The sequence below is a fragment of the Actinokineospora baliensis genome (genome assembly GCF_016907695.1).
Taxonomy (GTDB): Bacteria; Actinomycetota; Actinomycetes; order Mycobacteriales; family Pseudonocardiaceae; genus Actinokineospora; species Actinokineospora baliensis.
This window is the reverse complement of the sequence record NZ_JAFBCK010000001.1, coordinates 6,235,500-6,256,547: the sequence shown is the minus strand read 5'-3', so window position 1 is coordinate 6,256,547 and position 21,048 is coordinate 6,235,500. Positions and strand designations below refer to the sequence as shown.

General features: G+C 72.4%; 21 protein-coding genes and 1 pseudogene. 12 read left to right on the top strand and 10 right to left on the bottom strand.

Going from position 1 to position 21,048, the window contains the following annotated elements; genetic code table 11:
• Nucleotides 1–23: 23 nt before the first annotated feature.
• A complete protein-coding gene (locus JOD54_RS27790; protein ID WP_204454799.1) occupies nucleotides 24–608 on the bottom strand; it encodes a DNA-binding protein in 585 nt (194 codons plus the stop codon).
• A gap of 144 nt (nucleotides 609–752) precedes the next feature.
• Here JOD54_RS27790 and JOD54_RS27785 point away from each other — a divergent pair, with 144 nt between their 5' ends.
• Nucleotides 753–2,636, top strand: a complete 1,884-nt coding sequence (locus tag JOD54_RS27785) for a beta-propeller domain-containing protein (RefSeq protein ID WP_204454796.1) — start codon at nucleotides 753–755, stop codon at nucleotides 2,634–2,636.
• An 80-nt stretch (nucleotides 2,637–2,716) separates the two neighbouring features.
• On the opposite strand, the gene JOD54_RS27780 is transcribed toward JOD54_RS27785, so the two are convergent.
• Together JOD54_RS27780 and JOD54_RS27775 are read right to left on the bottom strand one after the other, a co-directional pair.
• Nucleotides 2,717–4,012: a nitric oxide synthase oxygenase gene (locus tag JOD54_RS27780; protein ID WP_372440348.1), complete on the bottom strand. Its 1,296-nt coding sequence runs from the start codon at nucleotides 4,010–4,012 to the stop codon at nucleotides 2,717–2,719.
• A gap of 376 nt (nucleotides 4,013–4,388) precedes the next feature.
• Nucleotides 4,389–4,781: an SSI family serine proteinase inhibitor gene (locus tag JOD54_RS27775; protein WP_204454794.1), complete on the bottom strand. Its 393-nt coding sequence runs from the start codon at nucleotides 4,779–4,781 to the stop codon at nucleotides 4,389–4,391.
• A 278-nt stretch (nucleotides 4,782–5,059) separates the two neighbouring features.
• On the opposite strand from JOD54_RS27775, the gene JOD54_RS27770 reads away from it, so the two are divergent.
• The 5 genes from JOD54_RS27770 (at nucleotide 5,060) to JOD54_RS27750 (ending at nucleotide 10,811) form a co-directional block, all read left to right on the top strand.
• Entirely contained in the window at nucleotides 5,060–6,097 is a 1,038-nt protein-coding gene (locus JOD54_RS27770; protein ID WP_204454791.1) for a transposase domain-containing protein, read from the top strand.
• An 18-nt stretch (nucleotides 6,098–6,115) separates the two neighbouring features.
• Nucleotides 6,116–7,171, top strand: coding sequence for a Gfo/Idh/MocA family oxidoreductase (locus JOD54_RS27765; RefSeq protein ID WP_204454789.1), 1,056 nt, complete (start codon nucleotides 6,116–6,118; stop codon nucleotides 7,169–7,171).
• A gap of 914 nt (nucleotides 7,172–8,085) precedes the next feature.
• A complete protein-coding gene (locus JOD54_RS27760; RefSeq protein WP_204456719.1) occupies nucleotides 8,086–9,450 on the top strand; it encodes an MFS transporter in 1,365 nt (454 codons plus the stop codon).
• Nucleotides 9,451–9,570: 120 nt separating this feature from the next.
• Nucleotides 9,571–10,107, top strand: a complete 537-nt coding sequence (locus JOD54_RS27755; RefSeq protein WP_204454787.1) for a hypothetical protein — start codon at nucleotides 9,571–9,573, stop codon at nucleotides 10,105–10,107.
• Between the two features lie 23 nt (nucleotides 10,108–10,130).
• A complete protein-coding gene (locus JOD54_RS27750) occupies nucleotides 10,131–10,811 on the top strand; it encodes an alpha/beta fold hydrolase (protein ID WP_204454785.1) in 681 nt (226 codons plus the stop codon).
• A gap of 62 nt (nucleotides 10,812–10,873) precedes the next feature.
• Here JOD54_RS27750 and JOD54_RS27745 read toward each other — a convergent pair whose 3' ends face one another.
• Both JOD54_RS27745 and JOD54_RS27740 read right to left on the bottom strand, forming a co-directional pair.
• On the bottom strand, nucleotides 10,874–11,248 hold the full coding sequence (locus JOD54_RS27745) for an FKBP-type peptidyl-prolyl cis-trans isomerase (protein WP_204454783.1): 375 nt from the start codon (nucleotides 11,246–11,248) through the stop codon (nucleotides 10,874–10,876).
• A gap of 82 nt (nucleotides 11,249–11,330) precedes the next feature.
• Nucleotides 11,331–12,029, bottom strand: a complete 699-nt coding sequence (locus JOD54_RS27740; protein ID WP_204454781.1) for a GAF and ANTAR domain-containing protein — start codon at nucleotides 12,027–12,029, stop codon at nucleotides 11,331–11,333.
• Nucleotides 12,030–12,219: 190 nt separating this feature from the next.
• On the opposite strand from JOD54_RS27740, the gene JOD54_RS27735 reads away from it, so the two are divergent.
• Together JOD54_RS27735 and JOD54_RS27730 are read left to right on the top strand one after the other, a co-directional pair.
• Nucleotides 12,220–12,927, top strand: a complete 708-nt coding sequence (locus tag JOD54_RS27735; protein ID WP_307860344.1) for a response regulator transcription factor — start codon at nucleotides 12,220–12,222, stop codon at nucleotides 12,925–12,927.
• The gene (locus JOD54_RS27730) at nucleotides 12,927–14,075 is read left to right on the top strand and encodes a sensor histidine kinase (protein ID WP_204454779.1); all 1,149 of its coding nucleotides are present in this window, start codon (nucleotides 12,927–12,929) and stop codon (nucleotides 14,073–14,075) included. The genes JOD54_RS27735 and JOD54_RS27730 overlap by 1 nt, the downstream gene beginning before the upstream one ends.
• A gap of 74 nt (nucleotides 14,076–14,149) precedes the next feature.
• Here JOD54_RS27730 and JOD54_RS35340 read toward each other — a convergent pair whose 3' ends face one another.
• A complete protein-coding gene (locus JOD54_RS35340; RefSeq protein WP_275592690.1) occupies nucleotides 14,150–14,272 on the bottom strand; it encodes a hypothetical protein in 123 nt (40 codons plus the stop codon).
• A 78-nt stretch (nucleotides 14,273–14,350) separates the two neighbouring features.
• Here JOD54_RS35340 and JOD54_RS34740 point away from each other — a divergent pair.
• Nucleotides 14,351–14,755: pseudogene (locus JOD54_RS34740) on the top strand (DUF6359 domain-containing protein); the annotation flags it as partial.
• Nucleotides 14,756–14,815: 60 nt separating this feature from the next.
• Nucleotides 14,816–15,529: an endonuclease I family protein gene (locus tag JOD54_RS27725; RefSeq protein ID WP_204456714.1), complete on the top strand. Its 714-nt coding sequence runs from the start codon at nucleotides 14,816–14,818 to the stop codon at nucleotides 15,527–15,529.
• Between the two features lie 37 nt (nucleotides 15,530–15,566).
• Here the strand turns inward: JOD54_RS27725 and JOD54_RS27720 are convergent, their stop codons facing one another.
• From JOD54_RS27720 to JOD54_RS27710, 3 genes are read right to left on the bottom strand one after another with little or no spacing between them, the layout of a single operon-like run.
• Nucleotides 15,567–15,896: a DUF4180 domain-containing protein gene (locus tag JOD54_RS27720; RefSeq protein ID WP_204454777.1), complete on the bottom strand. Its 330-nt coding sequence runs from the start codon at nucleotides 15,894–15,896 to the stop codon at nucleotides 15,567–15,569.
• Nucleotides 15,893–16,285: a helix-turn-helix domain-containing protein gene (locus tag JOD54_RS27715; protein WP_204454775.1), complete on the bottom strand. Its 393-nt coding sequence runs from the start codon at nucleotides 16,283–16,285 to the stop codon at nucleotides 15,893–15,895. Before JOD54_RS27715 ends, JOD54_RS27720 begins: the two co-directional genes overlap by 4 nt.
• 28 nt (nucleotides 16,286–16,313) lie before the next feature.
• The gene (locus JOD54_RS27710; protein WP_204454773.1) at nucleotides 16,314–16,751 is read right to left on the bottom strand and encodes a YdeI/OmpD-associated family protein; all 438 of its coding nucleotides are present in this window, start codon (nucleotides 16,749–16,751) and stop codon (nucleotides 16,314–16,316) included.
• Between the two features lie 59 nt (nucleotides 16,752–16,810).
• On the opposite strand from JOD54_RS27710, the gene JOD54_RS35815 reads away from it, so the two are divergent.
• A complete protein-coding gene (locus tag JOD54_RS35815; RefSeq protein ID WP_204454771.1) occupies nucleotides 16,811–17,929 on the top strand; it encodes a chromate transporter in 1,119 nt (372 codons plus the stop codon).
• Here JOD54_RS35815 and JOD54_RS27700 read toward each other — a convergent pair.
• The gene (locus tag JOD54_RS27700; RefSeq protein ID WP_204456711.1) at nucleotides 17,916–18,695 is read right to left on the bottom strand and encodes a TetR/AcrR family transcriptional regulator C-terminal domain-containing protein; all 780 of its coding nucleotides are present in this window, start codon (nucleotides 18,693–18,695) and stop codon (nucleotides 17,916–17,918) included. The genes JOD54_RS35815 and JOD54_RS27700 overlap by 14 nt on opposite strands.
• Before the next feature lie 64 nt (nucleotides 18,696–18,759).
• Between JOD54_RS27700 and JOD54_RS27695 the strand changes: the two genes are divergently transcribed.
• Complete coding sequence (locus tag JOD54_RS27695; protein ID WP_204454768.1) at nucleotides 18,760–21,039, top strand: ATP-binding cassette domain-containing protein; 2,280 nt, start codon at nucleotides 18,760–18,762, stop codon at nucleotides 21,037–21,039.
• Nucleotides 21,040–21,048: the final 9 nt, after the last annotated feature.

Here is a 21,048-nt window from a genome sequence, read left to right as displayed (position 1 = left end):
CTCTGGACGCGGACCTTCTCAGCTCAGGCCGGGGTGCCCAGCACCGACGCCAGCGCGGCCACCCGCGCGGGCGACCCGCCCGCGAGCAGCCACTGCCGTGGCGTGGCGGGCTGGTCGTCGACCCGCAGGTCGGGCTGGGGGCTGGTCATGAACGCGGCGACCACCAGCGGCGGCTGGTCCTCGGGCACCGCGGCGAGCACGGCCTCCAGGCCGGGCAGCACACCGGAGGGCGCGAACTGCCAGGCGGGCAGCCGCCAGCCGCCCCGGTCCTTCCAGCCCGCGAGCCTGCCCGCGGCGAGCCGGTGCCGGATGCGGCTGGTGTCCACGCCGACGGCGTCCGCGGCGTCGGCGACGGTGAGCGCGGAGTCGCGCAGCACGGCCTGGGCGGCCACCGCGCGGGCCCGGGAGTCCACCTCGTCGCCGCGCCGGGGGGTCAGGTCGAGGCCCACCTCGGTCAGCGCGTCGCGCTGGTCGGGGGAGAAGTAGTCGGCCGGGTCCGGGTTGGCCGGGGACAACCGCCTGGCGGCCTCCTCCACCAGCTCGAGGAACTCCACCGGGTTGACCCTCAGGCCCGCCTTCGCGAGCACGTGCTCCAACGCGACCGTCATGACGCCTAGCGTAGCCCGGATGTGCGGGTTCGTGCGCCTTTGTGGGAGAACTCACCCAGATCACCACGCACCGCACACGGTCAAACACCGACGGTTGTCCCACTGTAGTGCAACGGATGGCACCGACTACTACGTCATCCGGGTATGAGACGGCAGTGGTTCACGGTGGGAGCCGTGGTGGTGGCGGGAGCATGTGTCGCCGGGGGGATCTTCTGGTCGGGGGCGAAGACGCCCGCGGCGCCGGAAACCGAGGTGCCGTACACCGGCCCGATCACCGGTGGCGTGCGGCTGGTGGCCTACGACTCGTGCGCCGACGTCGAGGCCGACCTCAAGCGCGCCGCGCGCAAGAAGGTCACCGCGTGGGGCCTCGACGACGTGACGCTCTACCGGTCGGGGCCGATGCCCGCGCCCGCCGCCGGGGACGCCGCCCCCGGCAAGGCGGCCACGAGCAAGTCCGGCGCGGGCAAGCCGGGCCCCGACCACTCGGGCACCAACAACCACGAGGCGGCCGCCGACGAGCCCGACCTGGTCAAGACCGACGGCGCGCGGATCGTCACCGTCGTCGACGGCACGCTGCGGGTCGTCGACACCGCCACCCGCAAGCTCACCGCCAGCCTGCCGCTGCCCGGCGGCCAGGCGACCGCGCTGCTGCTGGAGCGGGACCGCGCACTGGTCGCGGTGCCGAAGGTGGAGGCCATCGACTACGACTCGCCGACCGGCGGCGACTCGTCCACCGCGCTGGTGCTCGTCGACCTGTCCGACGGCGGTGCCCGGATCGAGGGAACACTGACGGTGGACGGCGCCTACCTCGACGGGCGCCAGGTCGGGTCCGTGGCCAGGATCGTGGCCCGCTCGCGGCCGCGGCTGGCCTTCCCGCAACCGGCCGACCCCTCGTCGACGACGGCGGTGGAGCGCAACCGGGAGATCATCGACGACTCGCCGCTGGAGCAGTGGCTGCCGCGCGCGACCCTGGAGGTCGACGGGCAGCGGGTGGAGAAGCGGGTCGACTGCGGGTCGGTCAGCAGGCCGTCGGGCTACACCGGCACCGCGATGCTTACTGTGTATACAGTCGACCTCCGCGCCGACCTCGGGACCGGCGAGCCGGTGTCCATCGCCGCCGACGGCGACACCGTCTACGGCACGGCCACCAGCCTCTACGTCGCCGATGACCAGTGGTCGCGCACCGGGAACATGCCGGTGGACCCCAGGCGCGGCACCGACAGCCACACCGACATCCACCGGTTCGACATCACGGGCGACGGCAAACCGGTCTACGTCGCCTCCGGTTCGGTCGGCGGCACGCTGGTCAACCAGTACGCCCTGTCGGAGCACAAAGGCAACCTGCGGGTCGCGACCACGGCGGGGCAGCGCAGCGCGGTCACCGTCCTGTCCCAGCGCGACCGGGGCCTGGTCAAGATCGGCGAGGTCGGCGGGCTCGGCGTCGGCGAGGCCATCCAGTCCGTGCGGTACCTGGGCGACACCGCCTACGTGGTCACCTTCCGCCGCACCGACCCGCTGTACACGATCGACCTGCGCGACCCGACCCGGCCGAAGGTCGCCGGGGAGCTCAAGATCACCGGCTACTCGGCCTACCTGCACCCGCTCGACGACGGGCGGCTGCTCGGCGTGGGCCAAGAGGCCACCACCGAGGGACGGGTGACCGGCACCCAGGTGTCGCTGTTCGACACGACGACCGCGCCCGCCCGCCGGGTCGCCCAGCACCACCTGCCCGGGGCCAACTCGGAGGTCGAGTTCGACCCGCACGCGTTCCTGTACTGGGCCGAGCGCGACCTCATCGCGATCCCGGTCGACACCGCGCGCGGGTCCGGCGGGGTGCTCGTGCTGCGCCGTTCCGGTGATCAGCTCACCGAGCTGGCCACGCTGCGCCACCCCGAGCCCTCCCGGGTGGACAGCCGGGTGCGGCGCACCCTCGTGGCGGGCGACGCGCTGTGGACGATCTCGTCGGCGGGCGTACAGGCCGCCGACCTCGACACGGCGGGCCAGCTCGCCTGGGTGCCGTTCGGATAAGGACTCCCGTCGGTGCCGTGCGGCAGGGGTACGGCGCGGGCGGGGCGGTGGGGCGGGTGAGCGGGTCGGCGGTGACCCGCTCACCCGCCCACCGGTGACCGGGTGCCGCGCAGGTACGACCACAGCGGCGGACCCCCGTCGGCCTGCCCCGGCAACGGCGGCGGTGTGCCGTGCAGCGCCGTCGCGGTGGCGTGCTCGTCGGCGATGAACTCGGGCCGCAGGTGGTCGGTGTCGTAGTAGCGGTGGAACAGCGGGGTCTGCGAGCCCGACATCGGGGGCACGACCCAACTCCAGTCCGCCGGGCACTTGCGGCCCGCCTTGGCCTCCTGCTCCAGGTGCATCATGAACCGGGCCGCCTCGGTGTGGTGGTCGCTGATGGTGACCCCGGCGGCGGCGTAGGAGTGCAGCACGGCGATGTTGAGCTCGACCAGCGCCCGGTCCCGCCACAGCGACGCCTCGCGGGAGGTGTCCAGGCCCAGCCGCTCGGCCAGCGCGGGCAGCAGGTCGTAGCGGTCGTGGTCGGCCAGGTTGCGGGCGCCGATCTCGGTGCCCAGGTACCAGCCGTTGAACGGCGCGGCCGGGTAGTCGACGCCGCCGACGCGCAGCCGCATCGAACTGATCGCCGGGACCGCGTGCCAGCGCAGGCCGAGGTCGGCGAACCACGGGTACTCGGGGTGGGTCAGCGCGACCTCGGTGACCGCGTCGGGGGGCAGCGAGAACAGCCTGGCGTGGCCGTCCGGGCCGGAGATCACCAGCGGCAGCACGTCGAAGGGCCCCGGCTCGGCCGGTGGCCGCCAGCCCATGGCCGTCACGGCGGCGGTGAACCCGGCGTAGCGCGGGTCCCCGGTCACCCGCCCGTGCTCGTCGGCCGGGTGACCGGCGTAGCGGATGAGCTGCTCGTTCCAGATCCTCGGCGCCGGGCGGCCCGGCGCGTCCTGGGCGAAGACGGTGATCAGCGGTCGGATGCGGCCGCCGTTGGTGGCCAGCCGCAGGTGCCTGGCGCACTGGCGGGCCACCTCGGCCGGGGCGCGCACCGAGCGCAGGTCGCGCACCCGCATGCTGCGCCAGTACAGCCGACCGACGCAGCGGGCGCTGTTGCGCCAGGCGACCCGGGCGCCGTGGGTCAGCTCCGCGCTGGTGTGCCGGTAGGTGCCGGTGAGCTCGACCTCGGCGCGCACCCACGCCACCCGCGGCGCGGCTGGACCGGCCTGCGGGTTCTCGGCGTGGAACAGCTCCAGGAACTCCACGGCCTCGTCGATGTCGGCGACGCCGCCGGTCGACCGCGGGGTCGCTCGGGGTGCCGCCCCGGTGTCGACCGCGCCGGGGGTGGGGTGGTGGCCTGCGGGAGCGGGTGGTGCCCAGATCTGACCGGTCACCCGGCAGAACCTACCCGTCCGGTCGGGCGTGTCCGGCAACTCTCACTCGATCGGGTCACCAGGGAAAGCCATAAGGCAGAATCGCCACCGCTGGTCCGACGGCGCGGCCGCAATGCGTTCGGGTGCGAGCCGCGCCGCCGAACCCGTGGCGGCAAGGCCATTCGGTCGCTCAGTGGTGGCGGTGGTCACCTCGGCGAATACCGGATCGGACCGATACGGCAATTCCGCCCCACTCATTCGATGTCGTGACACCCGATGAGGTGAATGGTGACGGTTAGTGGAAGCCGTCGTGAACTACTCATCGGTCAGCCCCGCAATGCCGGGCCGGGTGCGCGCGGTCCGGGTGCGGTAGTGGGCGCCACGGCGCCCGTCTCGCTCAGATGCCGAACACCGCTCCGGTGGCGGTGTGCAGCTGGCAGCGGTTGCCGAACTCCGCGCGGTAGTGCACCGGCCTGCGGCCCCACAGGCCGACCGCGGTCACCTTGACCGGGTCGTACTCGAGCGTGCACATCGCGTCCGGCACCACGTTGAGCTTCTCGAACCGGCCGTTGACCTGCGAGAGCTGCGCGCAGGCCGCGGCGGCGGCCTGGTGCGTGCCGCCGTCGGGCGCGCAGCGCAGCACCGCGAGTCTTGGCAGCTCACCCGCGCGCTGGACGGTCAGTACGAACCCGGCGCGCACCGGGGCTATGGTCGCGTCGGCGGTCGTCGCGGGCACGAGTGCGGCCACCGAGGCGCACACAGCCGCGACGGCGAGGGACTTTGCGGACATGTCGGATCACTCCTTCTCGGCGGCCTGCTTAACCCGCCGAATGGGTGTAGGGAAAACGCGGCCCGGCCCCAGGTCGACGAACCGGGCGATTCCGAGGGTAGGTCTTCCGGAATTGTCTCGCGGTCCGGGGCCTCTGGCGCTCGGGTCCTCCCCGATGCTATTCATGTCGCCGCACTCGTCGACAAGATCGACTGGTCGTTACTTCCTTAAGTAGGCTTGGATGAGGGGTCCTTTCTGTGGGCGGAATTACACGTGCGGCTAAGGCGTCGCGGGACCGTTTGTCCGACCGGGTCGCGATCGGCATGCTGCTCAAGGCGTTCCCGCCCGAGGAGGTCGACGCCGCCATCGACGCGGCGGGCGCGCGGGAGCAGCGCTCGCGCGCGCTGCCCGCGCGCACAATGGTCTACTTCACCCTCGCGTTATGGCTGTTCGGCGGAGCGGGCTACGACGCCGTGCTCGCCAGGCTCACCGCGGGCATGCGCTGGGCCGGGGTGGCCACCGGCACCCGCTCGGCGCCGAGCACCGGGTCGATCACCAAGGCTCGCAAGCGGCTCGGCCCCGAGGTGATGCGCAGGCTGTTCCTGCGCCGCGCCGCCGCCGACCGCGCCGAGGCGATCCGCTGGCGCGGCATGCGGGTGTGCACCCTCGACGCCGGGGTGGTCGACATCCCCGACACCGCGGCCAACCTCGCCGCGTTCGACCACTCCAAGGTGCGGGTCTCGGTGCTCGCGGGCCACGACACCGGCTCGCTGCTCGACGTGGCCGTCGGGTCGCCGCGCGAGGAGCTCGGCAGCCGGGTGCTGGACACGATCAGCCCTGGCACGCTGGTGGTGGCGCACCGCTCCGCCGCGGAGCACGACCTGTGGCGGGCCGCGGCCGACCGGGGCGCGGACCTGCTCTGGCGGGCCCGCGCGCCGATCTCGCTGCCCCGGCTGCACGTGCTGCCGGACGGCTCGTTCCTGTCCAGGGTGCTCGCCGACGGCGACCCGGTGACCGACTCGCTCGCGGTGCGGGTGCTGCAGTCACCGGAGGCGGTATTGGTCACCACCCTGCTCGACCCCGACCAGGCGCCCGCCGCGGAACTGGCCGCGCTGCACCGCACCCGCTGGCGGTTCGAGGCGCTGTTCGAGTCCCTGGAGGCGGGCCCGGTCGCGCTGCGCTCGCAGGATCCGCACGGCGTGGCGCAGGAGCTGTGGGCGATGCTCTGCGTGTACCAAGCGGTGCACCCGTGGCGTCGTAAGGAAGCGGCCCTGCGCGGTGCGATGTCGGGTACCGGCGGGTTCGGGATGCCGCACCGGCGCGGTACGCACCAGTAACCACCGGGGAGGAACGCGATGTCCACCGAAGCGGCCGTGGTCTTGATCGGTTATGGATTGGCGGGCAGCGCGTTCCACGCGCCGTTCATCGCCGCCGCCGAGGGGCTGCGCCTGGTGGCCGTCGTCACCGGCGATTCCGGCCGGGCCGCCGACGCCGTCGCGCGGTACCCGGGGATCGAGGTGATCGACTCCGTCTCGCGGGTCTGGCCGCGCGCCGCCGAGTTCGACCTCGCCGTCGTCGCCTCGCCCAACCGGTACCACGTGGCCCAGGCGAGCGCCGCGCTCGACGCCAGGCTGCACGTGGTGGTCGACAAGCCCGCCGCCGCGACCGGGCGCGAGGTCCGGGACCTCGCCGCCACCGCCGAGCGCGCGGGCCGGGTGTTCACCACCTTCCAGAACCGGCGCTGGGACGGCGACTTCCGCACCGTCCGCCACCTGCTGGAGCGGGGTGACCTGGCCGGGGTGACCCGGTTCGAGTCCCGGTTCGAGCGCGCCGCCGCGCCGGTGAAGACCGGCTGGAAGGGCAGCGCCGACCCGGCCGACCTCGCCGACATCCGCTACGACCTCGGCAGCCACCTCGTCGACCAGGCCATCGTCCTGTTCGGCCGCCCCACGGCGGTGTACGCCCAGGTCCAGGCGACCCGGCCGGGCGCGCCCGCCCCCGAGGACGCCACCGTGCACCTGACCCACCCCGGCGGTGTCGTGTCCTACCTGCGCACCAGCAAGGCCTCGGTCCCCGTCGCCCCCCGCTTCGCCCTAGCGGGCCCCGACGTCGGCTACCACTGCTGGGGCCTCGACCCCCAGGAATCCGCCAGCCGCTCCGGCCGCCTCCCCACCGACCCCGGCTTCGGCAGCTACCCCGAGTCCCAGTGGGGCCACCTGACCACCGCCACCGGCTCCCACCCCACCCCCACCCTCGACGGCCACTACCTGGGCTTCTACACCGCCCTGGCCGCCTGCCTGCGCGGCGAGGCCCCGAACCCCGTGCCCCCAGCCGAGACGGCCGACGTGGCCGACACCATCGAGGCCGCGTTCCGTTCGACCGAACTCGGGGCGCCGGTCCTGCTGGACTGACGGTGCGGGTCATGGCCGCCACGGTTGGGGTTTCTTCCGGCTCGGCCGGGGCGGGGAGCCGACCGGAGGTGCGACCGTGCGTGGGGTTGCGGCGAATCCGTCGGAGTCCCATCCACTCGGCTGGGCTAGGGATGCCAGTTCGGGAGCCTGCCGAGCGGGTGGCGGCGTGGTTGGCCGCACCGCGTGGGTCGGGGCGGGCCCGATCTGCGCCACTCCCGCTCGGCCGAACTCGGGGCACCGGTCCTGCTGCACTGACGGCTCGCGTGACCCGATCGCGGTTTCTTCCGGCTCGGCCGGGGCGGGGAGCCGACCGGAGGTGCGACCGTGCGTGGGGTTGCGGCGAACCTGTCGGAGTCCCATCCACTCGGCTGGGCTTGGGATACCGGTTTGGGAGCTTGCCGAGCGGGTGGCGGGGTGGGTGGTCGCACCGCGTGGGTCGGGGCGGGCCCGATCTGGGGCTACTCCCGCTCGGCCGAACTCGGGGCACCGGTCCTGCTGGACTGACGGCTCGTGTGACCGATCGCGGCTTCTTCCGGCTCGGTCGGGGCGGGAGCCGACTGGAGGTGCGACCCGTGCGTGGGGTTGCGGCGAACCTGTCGGGGTCCCATCCCACTCGGCTGGGCTAGGGATGCCAGTTCGGGAGCCTGCCGAGCAGGTGGCGGCCTGGTTGGCCGCGCGGGTCGGGGCGGGCCCGATCTGCGCCACTCCCGCTCGGCCGAACTCGGGGCCCGGTCCTGCTGCACTGACGGCTCGCGTGACCCGATCGCGGCTTCTTTCCGCTCGACCGTGGTGGGCGATGCGGCCGGAATGGGACCGGCTGTGCGTGGGGTCGCTGGAACGGGTAGGACGATGGGGTGACTGAACCGGATCCTCGGCGGTGGCGGGCGCTCGCGGTGACCCAGATCGCCGGGTTCATGGCGTTGTTGGACGTCAGCATCGTGACGGTGGCGTTGCCGTCGATGCGGGCGGATCTGGGGGCGAGTCCGGGCGGGATCCAGTGGGTGATCTCCGGGTACGCGCTCACCTTCGGGCTTTCCCTCGTCGCGGGTGGCAGGCTCGGTGACGCGCTGGGGCGGCGGCGGATGTTCCTGGTCGCGTTGACCGGGTTCGTGCTCACCAGCGCCTTGGCCGGGGCCGCGCCCTCCCTGCTGTGGCTGGTGGTGGCCCGCTTGGCGCAGGGGTTGATGGGCGGGTTGCTCACCCCGCAGAACTCCGGGCTGATCCAGGACCTGTTCCGCGGCCCCGAGCGCGGCAAGGCCTTCGGGGTGCTCGGGGCGACCATCGGGATCTCGACGGCGGTTGGGCCGATCGCGGGCGGGGTGATCCTGGCGGTGTTCGGCGACCCGGAGGGCTGGCGCTGGGTGTTCTACGTGAACCTGCCGATCGGGATCGCCGCGCTGGTGCTCGCGTTGCGGGTGCTGCCCGCGGTGGGTGGCCGTCGCCGGGTGGACATCGATGTTGTCGGGGCGCTGCTGTTGGGGGCCGCCGTGCTCGCGGTGCTGCTCCCGCTGGTGCGCGCGGAAAGCGGGGGACTGGGTGGTTTGTGGTGGTTGTTCCCGCTGGCCGCCGCGCTCGGGTGGGGGTTCCTGCGGTGGGAGCGGCGGGTGGTCGACCGGGGTCGGGCGCCGCTGCTGGACACCCGGTTGTTCACCGAGACCCCCGGCTACGTCGCGGGTGCGGGTATCGCGCTGGCCTACTTCTGCGGGTTCTCCGGGATCTGGCTGGTGTTCGCGGTGTTCTTCCAGGGTGGGCTCGGGTATACGCCGCTGGAGTCGGGGTTGGCGGTCACGCCGTTCGCGCTCGGGTCGGCGGTGGCCGCGGCGGTCGCGGGCAGGCTGGTCGCGCGCTGGGGGCGGGTGATCACCGTGTGCGGGTTGACCGCCGTCGGGGTGGGGTTGGCGGCGGTCGCGGTGGTGCTGCTCGCGGTGCCCGGTCCGGCGGCGGGGCTGTGGATCGTGGTCCCGATGGTGCTGGCCGGGGTCGGCGGCGGCGCGGTGATCTCGCCCAACACCACGATGACGCTCTCGCAGGTGCCCAACCGGTTGGCGGGGGTGGCGGGCGGGGTGCTGCAGACCGGTCAGCGGATCGGCACCGCGGTGGGCACCGCGTCGCTGGCCGCGGTCTTCCACGCGGTGCTGGGCGGGACCGGGCGGTACTCCTCGGCGATCGCGGTCGCCCTGTTCGTCGCGGTCGGGCTGGTGGCCGTCGCGCTGGTGCTGGCGGTGCGGGACTGGCGGGCGCACCCGGCCGAGCGGGTGGACCGGTCGAGCGTCGGCTGAGGTTGCCCCAGGGCGGCCAAGTGGGAAAATTTCCGTACACTTGCTGGGTTATCCCGTTGGTGACCACTACGCTACGCGCTGGAGTTGATCTCCAGCCCAGTCCCCGGCGAAAGGTCCCCCATGCGCGTCCTCGCCCGTGCGGCCGCCGTCCTGGCCGCCACCGCGACCTCGCTCTTACTCGTCACCAGCACCGCGGGCGCCACCACCGGCCCCGAGCACGACCCGGTGTTCGCCCCCGCCGCGGGCACCGCGTCGGCGCTGGTCACCAAGCTGACCCACAGCCAGGCCACCACCCGGCTGCGCTCGTCGGGGATCACCTGGTCCTCCAGCGGCGGCTGCAGCGACCGCACCAAGCCGAACTGCACCTCGTTCGAGCAGGTCAACTTGAGCACCATCCAGGGCGCGCAGACGCTCAAGAGCGCCACCGGGTGCGCGCTCAACATCACCGGCGGCACCGAGGTCGGCCACGCCAGCGGCACCTACAGCCACTACAACGGCTACAAGCTGGACTTCGCGCTCAGCAGCTGCCTGACCAACTACATCAAGGGCACCTTCACCTCGATCGGCGGCAACCAGTGGCGCTCGGGCAGCGGCAACGTGTACTTCCATGAAAATGATCATTGGGACGTGACCTACTTCAACTGCGGCGGTTGCTGACCCGGTAAGGCAAGATCGGGTCCGTGACTGAACTCCCGACCTTGCTCCTGGTGCACGGCCTCGCAGGCGGGGGTGCGCTGTGGGACGGCCTGGCCGAGCACTGGGACGGGCCGGTCGTCGCGCCGGACCTCGCGGGCCACGCCGGTGCCGCGCCGCTGGAGCGCTACACCTTCGGCGCGCTCGCCGCTCGCGTGGCCGCCGGGCTCGACCCGGACCGGCCCGTGGTGGCCCTCGGCCACTCCCTCGGCGGGGTGGTGGCCCTGGCGCTGGCCTCGGGCTGGTTCGGCGTCCGGGTCGACGCGGTCGTCGCGTTGGGCGTCAAGATCAGCTGGTCGCCGGACGAGTTGGCGAAGGGCGCGGCGCTGGCCGCGCGGCCGCCCAAGGTGTTCGAGACCAAGGCCGAGGCCGAGACCTGGGCGGGCAAGCTCGCTGGGCTGCCCGGCGGTCCCGTGGCTGAGGCGGGCGGCGGTTGGCGGGCCGCGCTGGACCCGAGGGCGTTCGGTGTCGGGCGGCCGGACCTGCCGGGACTGCTCGCCGCGGCCCGGTGCCGGGTGACGCTGGCGGCGGGGGAGCACGACCCGATGTCCCCGGTGGAGCAGTTGCGGACCCTGGTGCCGAACCCGGTCGTGCTGCCGGGGGTCGGGCACAACGCCCACGTCGAGGACCCGGCCGCGGTGGCGGTGCTGCTGGAGTACCTGCGCTGAACCGGATCCCCCGCCCGGCACCGCTGGTGGACGCCGGTGCCGGGCGGGGTGGGTTCTCCCGGTCAGTTCACGCCGAGCAGGTCGACGACGAAGATCAGGGTCTCGCCCGGCTTGATCTTGGCGCCCGCGCCCCGGTCGCCGTAGCCCAGGTGCGGCGGGATGACCAACTTGCGCCGACCGCCCACGCGCATGCCAGCCACGCCCTGGTCCCAGCCCGCGATGACCCGACCGCCGCCGAGCGGGAAGGCGAAGGTCTCGCCGCGGTTCCAGGAGGCGTCGAACTCCTCACCGGTGGAGTGCGAGACACCCACGTAGTGCACCGACACCAGCTGACCCGCGACGGCCTCGGGGCCGTCGCCGACGGTGATGTCGGTGATCTCCAACTCCGCGGGCGGCGCGCCCTCGGGGAAGTCGATCTCGGGCTTCTGCGCAGCCATACGTGCTCCTCGTGTTTCGACTGTTCGGTCCCGACCATCCTCTCCCGGCCGGTCGCGGTCTGCGCGGCCACCCCGGTGCTGGTCAGCCGCGGGCGGCCAGCCTGGTGCGCTCGGCGCTGCGCACGACCTCCTCGGCGACCTGGGCGATCTTGAGGTTGTGCGCGCGGGCCAGCGACCGCAGCTCCTGGAACGCCGAGGGCGGCGCGAAGCCGCGCCGCTCGGCGAGCACCCCCTTGGCCTGTTCGATCACCACGCGGGACTGCAGCGCCGACTCCAGCTGCTCGGCCAGCAGGCGTTGCCGCCGCAGAGCGCGTTCGGTGTCCACCCGCACGGCCGCCACGTCCGCGATGGCGCGCACCGCGGCGACCTCCTCGCCGCTGAACGGCCGGTCGGCCACCCGGTAGAGGCAGATCGCGCCGATCGTCGTCGCGCCCACCCGCAGGGGAATGCCGTGCGCGCGCCGGAATCCGGTGTCGCCCGCGAATCCGGGCCACGCCGATACCGGTCCCGAGGATTCCGTTCCGGTGCGGAAGGCCACCGCCGCCGGACCGGTCTCGCACTGCCGGTCGAACAAATCGGAATACCGCTCATCTCCCGGGAGGGGGTCAGCCGAAAGCAGGGTCCGGTCACCGTCGGCGAGCAGCACCCCGACCAGGTCGGCGGCCGCGAATTCGGCGCAGCGCCGGGCGAGTTGACCCAGGTAGGGCGGCAGCGCGACATCGCCAGCCTGGGCCACGGCCATCTCGATCAGCACATCGACAAGCGGTGCTCGTGTCGCCATGGTTATCGCCTCGCTCGGAATTGGTGAACTGGCCTCGGGTTTTCGCCTGATCGGCGGTCACCCGACCCTTGCGGCCCGTGCTGCGCTCAGTGATACCGTCCTGGCTTGGCCAGCCCATCTGCGGCGGTTCAACGTTTCCTCAACGACCGCTTTCCCCACAGACCTCCACCGACCCGGAGTGCGAGCCGGAGTGAACTCCGAGAACCCCCACGACCGCCCCGCCGTGGTGCTCGTCGAGGACGAGCCCGATCTCGCCGCGATGGCGCGGGACTTCCTCGTCCGCGAGGGTTTCCGGGTGCTGCCCGCCGCCGACGTGCGGGCCGGGCTGCACCTGGTGGAGACCGAGCGCGTCGACCTGGTGGTGCTCGACCTCGGGCTGCCCGACGGCAACGGCCTCGACCTGCTGCGCGCGGTGCGCGGCCGCGACGACGCGGTGCCGGTGATCGTGGTGACGGGGCGCGGCGAGGAGGCCGACCGGGTGGTCGGCCTGGAGTTGGGCGCCGACGACTACGTCGTGAAGCCCTACTCGCCAAGGGAACTGGCCGCCCGCATCCGCGCCGTGCTGCGCCGCAGCACCGCCCCGGCACCGGCGACCACCGCGATCAGGGTGGGCGGGTTGGTGATCGACACCAGCGCCCGCGAGGTGCGCCGCGCGGGCACCCCGATCGCGCTGACCCCGCGTGAGTACGGGCTCGTCGAGTTCCTCGCCGCGACGCCGGGGCAGACCTTCTCCCGCGAGCAGTTGCTGGACAACGTGTGGGGCTCGTCGTCGCGCTGGCAGGCGCCGTCCACAGTGGACGAACACGTCTACCGGGTGCGCCGCAAGCTGCTCGCCGCCGGGGTCACCGAACCGAGGATCACCACGGTGCGCGGGTTCGGCTACCGGATGGACCTGTGATGGACTTCGGCCTGCTGTTCGACTGCACGCCGTCGCCGTACCTGGTGGTGGACCCGGACCTGGTCATCGTCGAGGTGAACCCGGCCTACCTCGCGGCGACCGGGACCGCGCGCGCCGACCTGCTCGGCAAGCACATCTTCACCGCCTTCCCGGACAACCCCGACCTGCTCGCCGCCGACGGCGTGCGCAACCTGCGCCGGTCGCTGGACACCGTGCTGCGCACCGGGCGCGCAGACACCATGCCGATCCAGCGCTACGACCTGGCCATCGGTCCTGGCGGGGCGTTCGTGGAACGGCACTGGAGCCCGGTGAACACGCCGCTGATCGGGCCCGACGGCGCGATCCGGTACGTGCTGCACCGGGTGGAGGACGTCACCGAGCTCGTCGCCGCCCGCCCCGACGCCCGGTTGGAGCGGCTGGAGGTGGACCTGTTCGTCCGCTCCAGGGAGCTCAAGGCGGCCAACGACCGGTTGGCCGAGGCGGGGGCAGCGCTGCGCCGGGAGCACCAGGCCAAGGACCGGTTCTTCGCCGCCGTCGCGCACGAGCTGCGCAACCCGCTCGGCGCGCTGCGGGCCGCCGCAGAGCTGCTTGGCGACGAGGTCGGCGAGCACGCCGCGCTCGGGGTGCTCGACCGGCAGGTGACCGCGCTCAACCGGATGACCGAGGACCTGCTCGACGCGGGTCGGGTGATCTCCGGCGGGTTGCGGGTGGACCGGCTGCCGGTCGACCTGCGCGAGGTGGTGGCCGACGGGGTGGCCGGGATCGGCAGGCCGGTTCGGGTGGACGTGCCCGCGACCGGGGTGCGGGTGCTCGGCGACCGGGTCCGGCTGGGGCAGGTGCTGGGCAACCTGCTGTCGAACGCGGTCAAGTACAGCCCGCCGGGGTCGGCCATCGCGGTGACCCTCACCGGGGCCGCGGCGGAGGCCGAGCTGGTGGTGGTCGACGAGGGCATCGGCTTCGACAGCGCTCACTCGGAAGAGTTGTTCGAGTCGTTCACCCGGGTGGCGGACACCCGCGCAGGCGGTCTGGGAGTTGGCCTGTTCGTGGTGCGCGCGGTGGTCGGCCTGCACGGCGGCACGGTGACCGCGCACAGCGACGGACCGGGCACCGGAGCCCGGTTCACCCTCCGCCTTCCGCTGTTCGGGTGACACCGTCCACTGCGGAGCGCACACTCCGCTGACCGGTCCACACGGGTCGGTAACACCCCCGGGGCCTGCGGCGACTACACCATCGCGGCCCCGTCACCCCCCGACGGCGGGGCCGCCTCTTCTTCCCCGGCGCGGCGCACGGCCATCCCGCCGCCACCGGTCCGCTCCACCGCGTTCACGCTCCGGTTGGTGATCACCTGGCATCCTTCACTCGAAAGTGAAATCAGAGTCACGCTCTGTCGACTTTGGTCACCGTCGGGGAGAGGACACCGCCCGTGCGCAGCAGTCGCTGGTCCTTGTTAGCCCTCATCGCCTGCTTGGCCACCGCCGTGGTGGCGCTGCAGGCCCAACCGTCCGCGAAGGCCGCGTCGGCCGCGGCGCCGATCACCGTGGCGCAGGCGATCGCGGGCCAGAACGGCGCCTCGGCCACCGTCCGCGGCTACGTCGTCGGCCAGCCCACCGCGACCAGCACCGTGGTCCGGTCGAACTTCCCGTCCGACTACGCCCTCGCGCTGGCCGACACCGCGGCCGAGACGAACACCACGCGCATGGTGTACGTGCAGATCACCACGTCGTTCCGCTCGGCCTACGGGCTCAAGACGAACCCGTCGCTGCTGGGCGCGCAGCTCGACGTCACCGGCTCGCTGAGCGCCTACTTCAGCCACGCCGGGCTGACCTCGACCACGGCGTTCGCCCGGGTCGGCGCGCCGACCACCACGACCACGCCGCCGACCACCACTGTGCCCACCACCACGACGGGTGGGCCGACCGGTGACTACTACGCCGCCGCCCAGGGCAAGACCGGGCCGCAGCTCAAGGCCGCGCTGAACCAGATCATCCGGGTCGGCAGCAAGCTCACCTACGAGCAGGTGTGGGACGCGCTGAAGGTCACCGACCAGGACCCGAACAACGCCAACAACGTCATCCTGCTCTACAGCGGCCGCTCGCAGAGCAAGTCCAGCAACGGCGGCGGCGCCAACGACTGGAACCGCGAGCACGTCTGGGCCAAGTCGCACGGTGACTTCGGCACCGCGACCGGCCCCGGCACCGACGTGCACCACCTGCGCCCGGAGGACGTCTCCGTCAACTCCAACCGCGGCAACAAGGACTTCGACAACGGCGGCTCGCCCGCGGCCGAGGCCCCCGGCAACTACACCGACGCCGACTCCTGGGAACCGCGCGACGCGGTCAAGGGCGACGTGGCCAGGATGATCCTGTACATGGACGTCCGCTACGAGGGCGGCGACGGGTACGTCGACCTCGACGTGAACAACAGCGTCAACAACGGCACCGCGCCCTACCACGGCAAGCTCTCCACCCTGCTGGCCTGGCACGCGCAGGACCCGCCGGACGCCTTCGAGAAGCGCCGCAACCAGGTGATCTACGACAGCTTCCAGCACAACCGCAACCCGTTCATCGACCACCCGGAGTGGGTGGCCGCGATCTGGGGCTGAGCCCGAGCTGAGGGGCCGCCCCGACCGGGGCGGCCCCTCAGAGCTTCGCGGTGAACTCGTCGAGGGTGTCGAGCAGCCAGAAGTCGCGGCCCTTGTTGGTCTCCCGCTTGAGGTCGCGCAGCGGGCCGCTGCGCTCGAGGTGCTCGGCGATGTCGCCGACCACGGCCAGCAGGATCCGGTAGTTCACGAACTTGCCCGCGACCGCGCCCGCGAACCCGCTGCTCAGCGCGAAGAAACTCGGGTCGAGGCGCTCGACCGGGATGACCACCGCGCTCGCCCCGGCGCCCCACGCCTCGCCGATGAGGTCGACCGCGTCCCGCTCGCCGGTCAGCACCGGTCCGTCGGCGGGGACGTACAGCACGGTCATGAGCCGATCACCGCCTCCACCAGGCGCAGCAGCTCCGAGGTCGTCGCGAGCCCGCCGAGCACCATCACCGTCAAGCTGGCCCGCTCCTCGTCGTAGGACAGCTGCAGCCGTACCCCCGCACCCGGCGCGACCGCGGCCGTGAGCAGGGTCGACACCCGGTCCACGTCCTCGCGGCTGATCGCGTCCACGCGCACGGTCGTCGCGACCTCGACGTGCCTGGTCCGAGTCACCGGGGGTGCCCCGGTCACCGCCTCCAGGTCCGCGCGCGCGATCCGGTACTGCTTGCCGATGCGGACCGCCTTGAGCTTGCCGTCCCGCACGTAGCCGCGGACGGTCCGCACGTGCAGACCCAGTTCTTCCGCGACCTGGTCCACTGACAACCACTCCATGTACCTAAACTACCCTATGAAGGTGTGTTCAGGGAGTGATTAGTGCGGTCACGACCTTCTCGACGCGGCGCTGGCGGGTCGCCTCGGTCTTGGCGTCGGTCACCGACAGCACGTGCGCGTTCTGGTGGCTGTAGGAGAGCTTGTCGAACGCGGCGCGGGCGTCGGCGGCGGCCAACGCGGCGGCCAGGTCCTCGGGCACCTCGACCACGCGCGGCTCAGTGTCCAGTTCGATGTCGACCTCGACGTCGTCACCGGCCGCCACGCCCGCCGCGGCCCGGTTCTCCGCGCTGAGCGGCACCATGTACTTGCCGCCGTAGGGGCCGACGGTCGTGCGGTAGCTGTGCCCGCCGATGGTGATCTTCACCGGCACCCGCTTCTTGGTGCTCAACGCGGCGACCACGTCTTCCGGCACCGGCAGGCCGGTCGCGTTCTTGCCGCCCAACTCGACGGTCGTCTGGAATCTCATGGCGTGAGTATTAACCGGCCGGACTACCCGCCGCCGTGTCCACCCCGGAGGATCGCCAGGTGAACACCGCCCGTGTCGGCCTCGGCACTATCGCGCGCGAGTGGGGGCGCATCGGCTGCGTCGGGTTCGGCGGTCCGCCCGCGCACATCGCCCTGCTGCGCGACCTGTGCGTCACCCGGCGCCAATGGCTCACCGATGACGAGTTCGAGGACGGCATCGCGGTCACCAACCTGCTCCCCGGACCCGCGTCCACCCAACTCGCGATCCTGTGCGCGTGGCGGTTGCGCGGCGCGGTCGGCGCGATCATCGGTGGGTTGTGCTTCATCGTGCCCGGGTTGCTGTTGATCCTCGCGCTGGCCGTCCTCTTCCTGGCCGACAACGCTCCCGCGTGGGTTCTGGGAGCCGCTGCCGGGGCTGGGGCCGCGGTCCCGGCGGTCGCCGCCCACGCCGCGTACGGGCTCGTCCCAGGGAGTTGGAAACGTGCGGGGACCGAGCGGGCGGCGCGCGGCCGGTGGGTCGCGTACCTGGTCGCCGGTGGGGTCGCCGCCGCGGTCACCGGGCCGTGGGTCGTGCTGGTGCTGGTCATCTCAGGACTGGTCGAGATGTCGGTGCGGACGCCGTCCGACCGGCGCACCGCGTGGCCGGTGGTCGCCGCGCTGCCTGCCGGTGGGGGACTGGTGTGGGTGGCCGCGAAGGTCGGCGCGCTCTCTTACGGCGGCGGGTTTGTGATCATCCCGTTGATGCGGCAGGACGCCGTGCACACCTACGGCTGGATGACCGACGCGCAGTTCCTCAACGCCGTCGCCCTGGGCCAGATCACCCCGGGGCCGGTGGTGCAGACGGTCGCCGTGGTCGGCTACGCGGCCGCGGGGTTGGCGGGTGGGTTCCTGGCCGCGGCCGTCGCGTTCGCGCCGTCGTTCGTGTTCGTCATCGCGGGCGGACCGCGGCTGGACCGGTTGCGGGGCAACGACCGCGCGCAGGCGTTCCTCACCGGCGCGGGAGCTGCCGCCATCGGGGCCATCGCGGGCACGGTCATCCCGCTCGCGTTGTCGCTGCACATGTGGTGGCAGTTCGCGTTGCTCGCCGCGGCGGCGTTGTGGTTGCTCGTGCTGCGCAGGGGAGTGGTGGCGGCGCTTGTGGTGGCGGGTGTCGCGGGCGGGTTGATCAGCCTCCTGTGAGCCGGGCGGCTTCGATCCCGTCGAGCAGCACCCGCAGGCCGACCTCGAAGCTGCTCCGCGCCTCGTGCTCCATGTAGGGCACCGTCTCGTTCGGCGTGACGTCCTTGTTGCTCTCCAGCAGGGTCAGCAGCGGGTACCTGGCGCCGAAGTCCGGGGCGACCTCGACCAGTTCGGCGGAGCGGGCGTACCACCAGTCCTCATCGGACTGGCCGGTCTCGCGCGCGGCCCGGCGGGAGTCGGTGACCATCCGCGCGGCACCCTGCACCAGGTAGTTCAGCTGGCTGACCACCCCGCGCAGCACCGGCCCGGGCAGCGCGGCCGGCTCCAGGACGCGCAGCAGCCGCTCGGCCGAGTCCAGCTCGTTGGGGCCGAGCACCGGTCGGGCCATGGACACGTGCAGCACCCACGGGTGGCGCAGGTAGAACGCCCAGAGCTCTTCGGCCCACGCCGTCACCCCGGCCCGCCAGTCCTCGGCGGGACCGGCGCCCAGTTCGCCGTGCACGTGGTCGTACATCAGGTCGAGCAGTTCGCTCTTGTCGGCGACGTAGGTGTAGAGCGCCATCGCGGTGCGCCCGAGCCGCTCGCCGACCGCGCGCATGGACAGCCCGGCCATGCCCTCGGCGTCGGCCACCGCGACCGCGGCCTCGACGATCGCGTCCGCGCTCAGCGTCGGCCGGGGTCCGGGGCGGACTTCCGCCTGGTCGGCGCGCCGCCAGAGCAGCGCCATCGTCCGACGGGGGTCGCCCTGTGCGGCGAAGACCACCACGGGCATCTCCTTATGGCGTAAAGTGACCCGGCCGAGGTCAGTTTACCGCGTAAGGAATCAGCACATGCAGCACGTTCACCCCGCTGGCCACCCCGCAGACCACCACGACGTCATCGAGGTCAGGGGCGCCCGGGAGAACAACCTGGCCGACATCTCCCTCGACATCCCCAAGCGCAGGCTCACCGTGTTCACCGGGGTGTCGGGCTCCGGCAAGTCGTCGCTGGTGTTCGGCACCATCGCCGCGGAGTCCCAGCGCATGATCAACGAGACCTACACCGCGTTCGTGCAGTCGTTCATGCCCGCGCAGAGCAGGCCGGACGTCGACGCGCTGCACAACCTCAGCGCCGCGATCATCGTCGACCAGGAGCGGATGGGCGCCAACGCCCGCTCCACGGTCGGCACCGCGACCGACGCGTTCACCATGCTGCGCATCCTGTTCTCCCGCTTGGGCACCCCGCACATCGGCGGCGCCACCGCGTTCAGCTTCAACTCGCCGGAGGGCATGTGCCCGGAGTGCGAGGGGCTGGGCCGGGTGTCGGCCATCGACATCGACGAACTGGTCGACCGGGACCTCTCGCTCAACGAGGGCGCCATCACCGCGCCCAACTTCGGCGTCGACTCCTGGTACTGGCAGGCGTTCGTGCAGTCCGGCCTGCTCGACCCGGACAAGAAGATCCGCGACTACACCGAGACCGAGCTGGCCGACTTCCTGCACAAGGAGGCCACGAAGATCAAGGCCGGTTCGATGAACATCACCTACGAGGGCCTGGTGGTGAAGGTGCAGCGGCTGATGCTGAGCAAGGACCGCGAGTCCATGCAGCCGCACATCCGCGCCTACGTCGACCGGATCGCGACCTTCGCCACCTGCACCGGCTGCCAGGGCAGCAGGCTCAGCCCCGCCGCGCTGTCGGTCACCCTCGACGGCCGCACGATCGCCGACTGCGCCGCCATGCAGATCAGCGACCTGGCCGCGTTCGTCGACAAGGTCGAGGACCCCTCGGTGGGGCCGCTGCTGCTGGTGCTGCGCGGCACGCTCACCTCGCTGGTGGAGATCGGGCTCGGCTACCTGAGCCTGGACCGCGAGTCCGGCACGCTCTCCGGCGGCGAGTCGCAGCGGGTGAAGATGGTGCGCCACCTCGGGTCCAGCCTCTCCGACGTCACCTACGTCTTCGACGAACCCACCGTCGGGCTGCACCCGCACGACATCGCCAGGATGAACGACCTGCTGATCCGGTTGCGGGACAAGGGCAACACGGTGCTGGTGGTGGAGCACAAGCCGGAGGTCATCCGGATCGCCGACCACGTGGTCGACCTCGGCCCCGGCGCGGGCACCAACGGCGGGAACCTCTGCTACAGCGGCGACTTCGCCGGTCTGACCACCTCCGACACGCTCACCGGCCGCCACCTCGGCCACCGCGCCCGGCTGCGGCCGACCCCCCGGACCGCGACCGGGCAGATCCCGATCCGCGGCGCGAACACCCACAACCTCGCCGACGTCGACGTGGACGTGCCGCTGGGCGTGCTCACCGTCGTCACCGGGGTCGCCGGGTCCGGCAAGAGCTCGCTGATCCACGGGTCGCTGTCCAAGCGGCCGGATGTGATCGTGGTCGACCAGTCCGCCATCCGCGGCTCCCGGCGCAGCAACCCGGCCACCTACACCGGACTGCTCGACCCCATCCGCACCGCCTTCGCCAAGGCCAACGGGGTCAAGGCGGCGCTGTTCAGCGCGAACTCCGAAGGCGCGTGCCCCAACTGCAAGGGCATCGGGCTGGTCTACACGGACCTGGCGATGATGGCCGGGGTCGCCTCGGTGTGCGAGGACTGCGAGGGGCGCCGGTTCACCCCGGAGGTGTTGGCGCACAAGCTCGACGGGCGCTCCATCAGCGACGTGCTCGCCATGTCCATCGCCGAGGCGCACGACTTCCTGAAGGTGCCAGCCGGTCGGCGGATCCTCGACCGGCTCGTCGACGTCGGGCTCGGCTACCTCAGCCTCGGCCAGCCGCTGACCACCCTGTCCGGCGGCGAGCGGCAGCGGCTCAAGCTGGCGATCCGGATGGCGGAGAAGGGATCCACCTACATCCTCGACGAGCCCACCACCGGCCTGCACCTGGCCGACGTCGACCAACTGCTCGGCCTGCTGGACCGGCTGGTGGACGCGGGGAACACCGTCGTGGTCATCGAGCACCACCAGGCCGTGATGGCGCACGCCGACTGGATCATCGACCTGGGGCCGGGCGCCGGGCACGACGGCGGCCGGGTCGTGTTCACCGGCACCCCCGCGGAGTTGGTGCGCCAGGGCGACACCCTCACCGCGCGGCACCTGCGGGAGTACGTGACCTCCTGACGGCGGCTT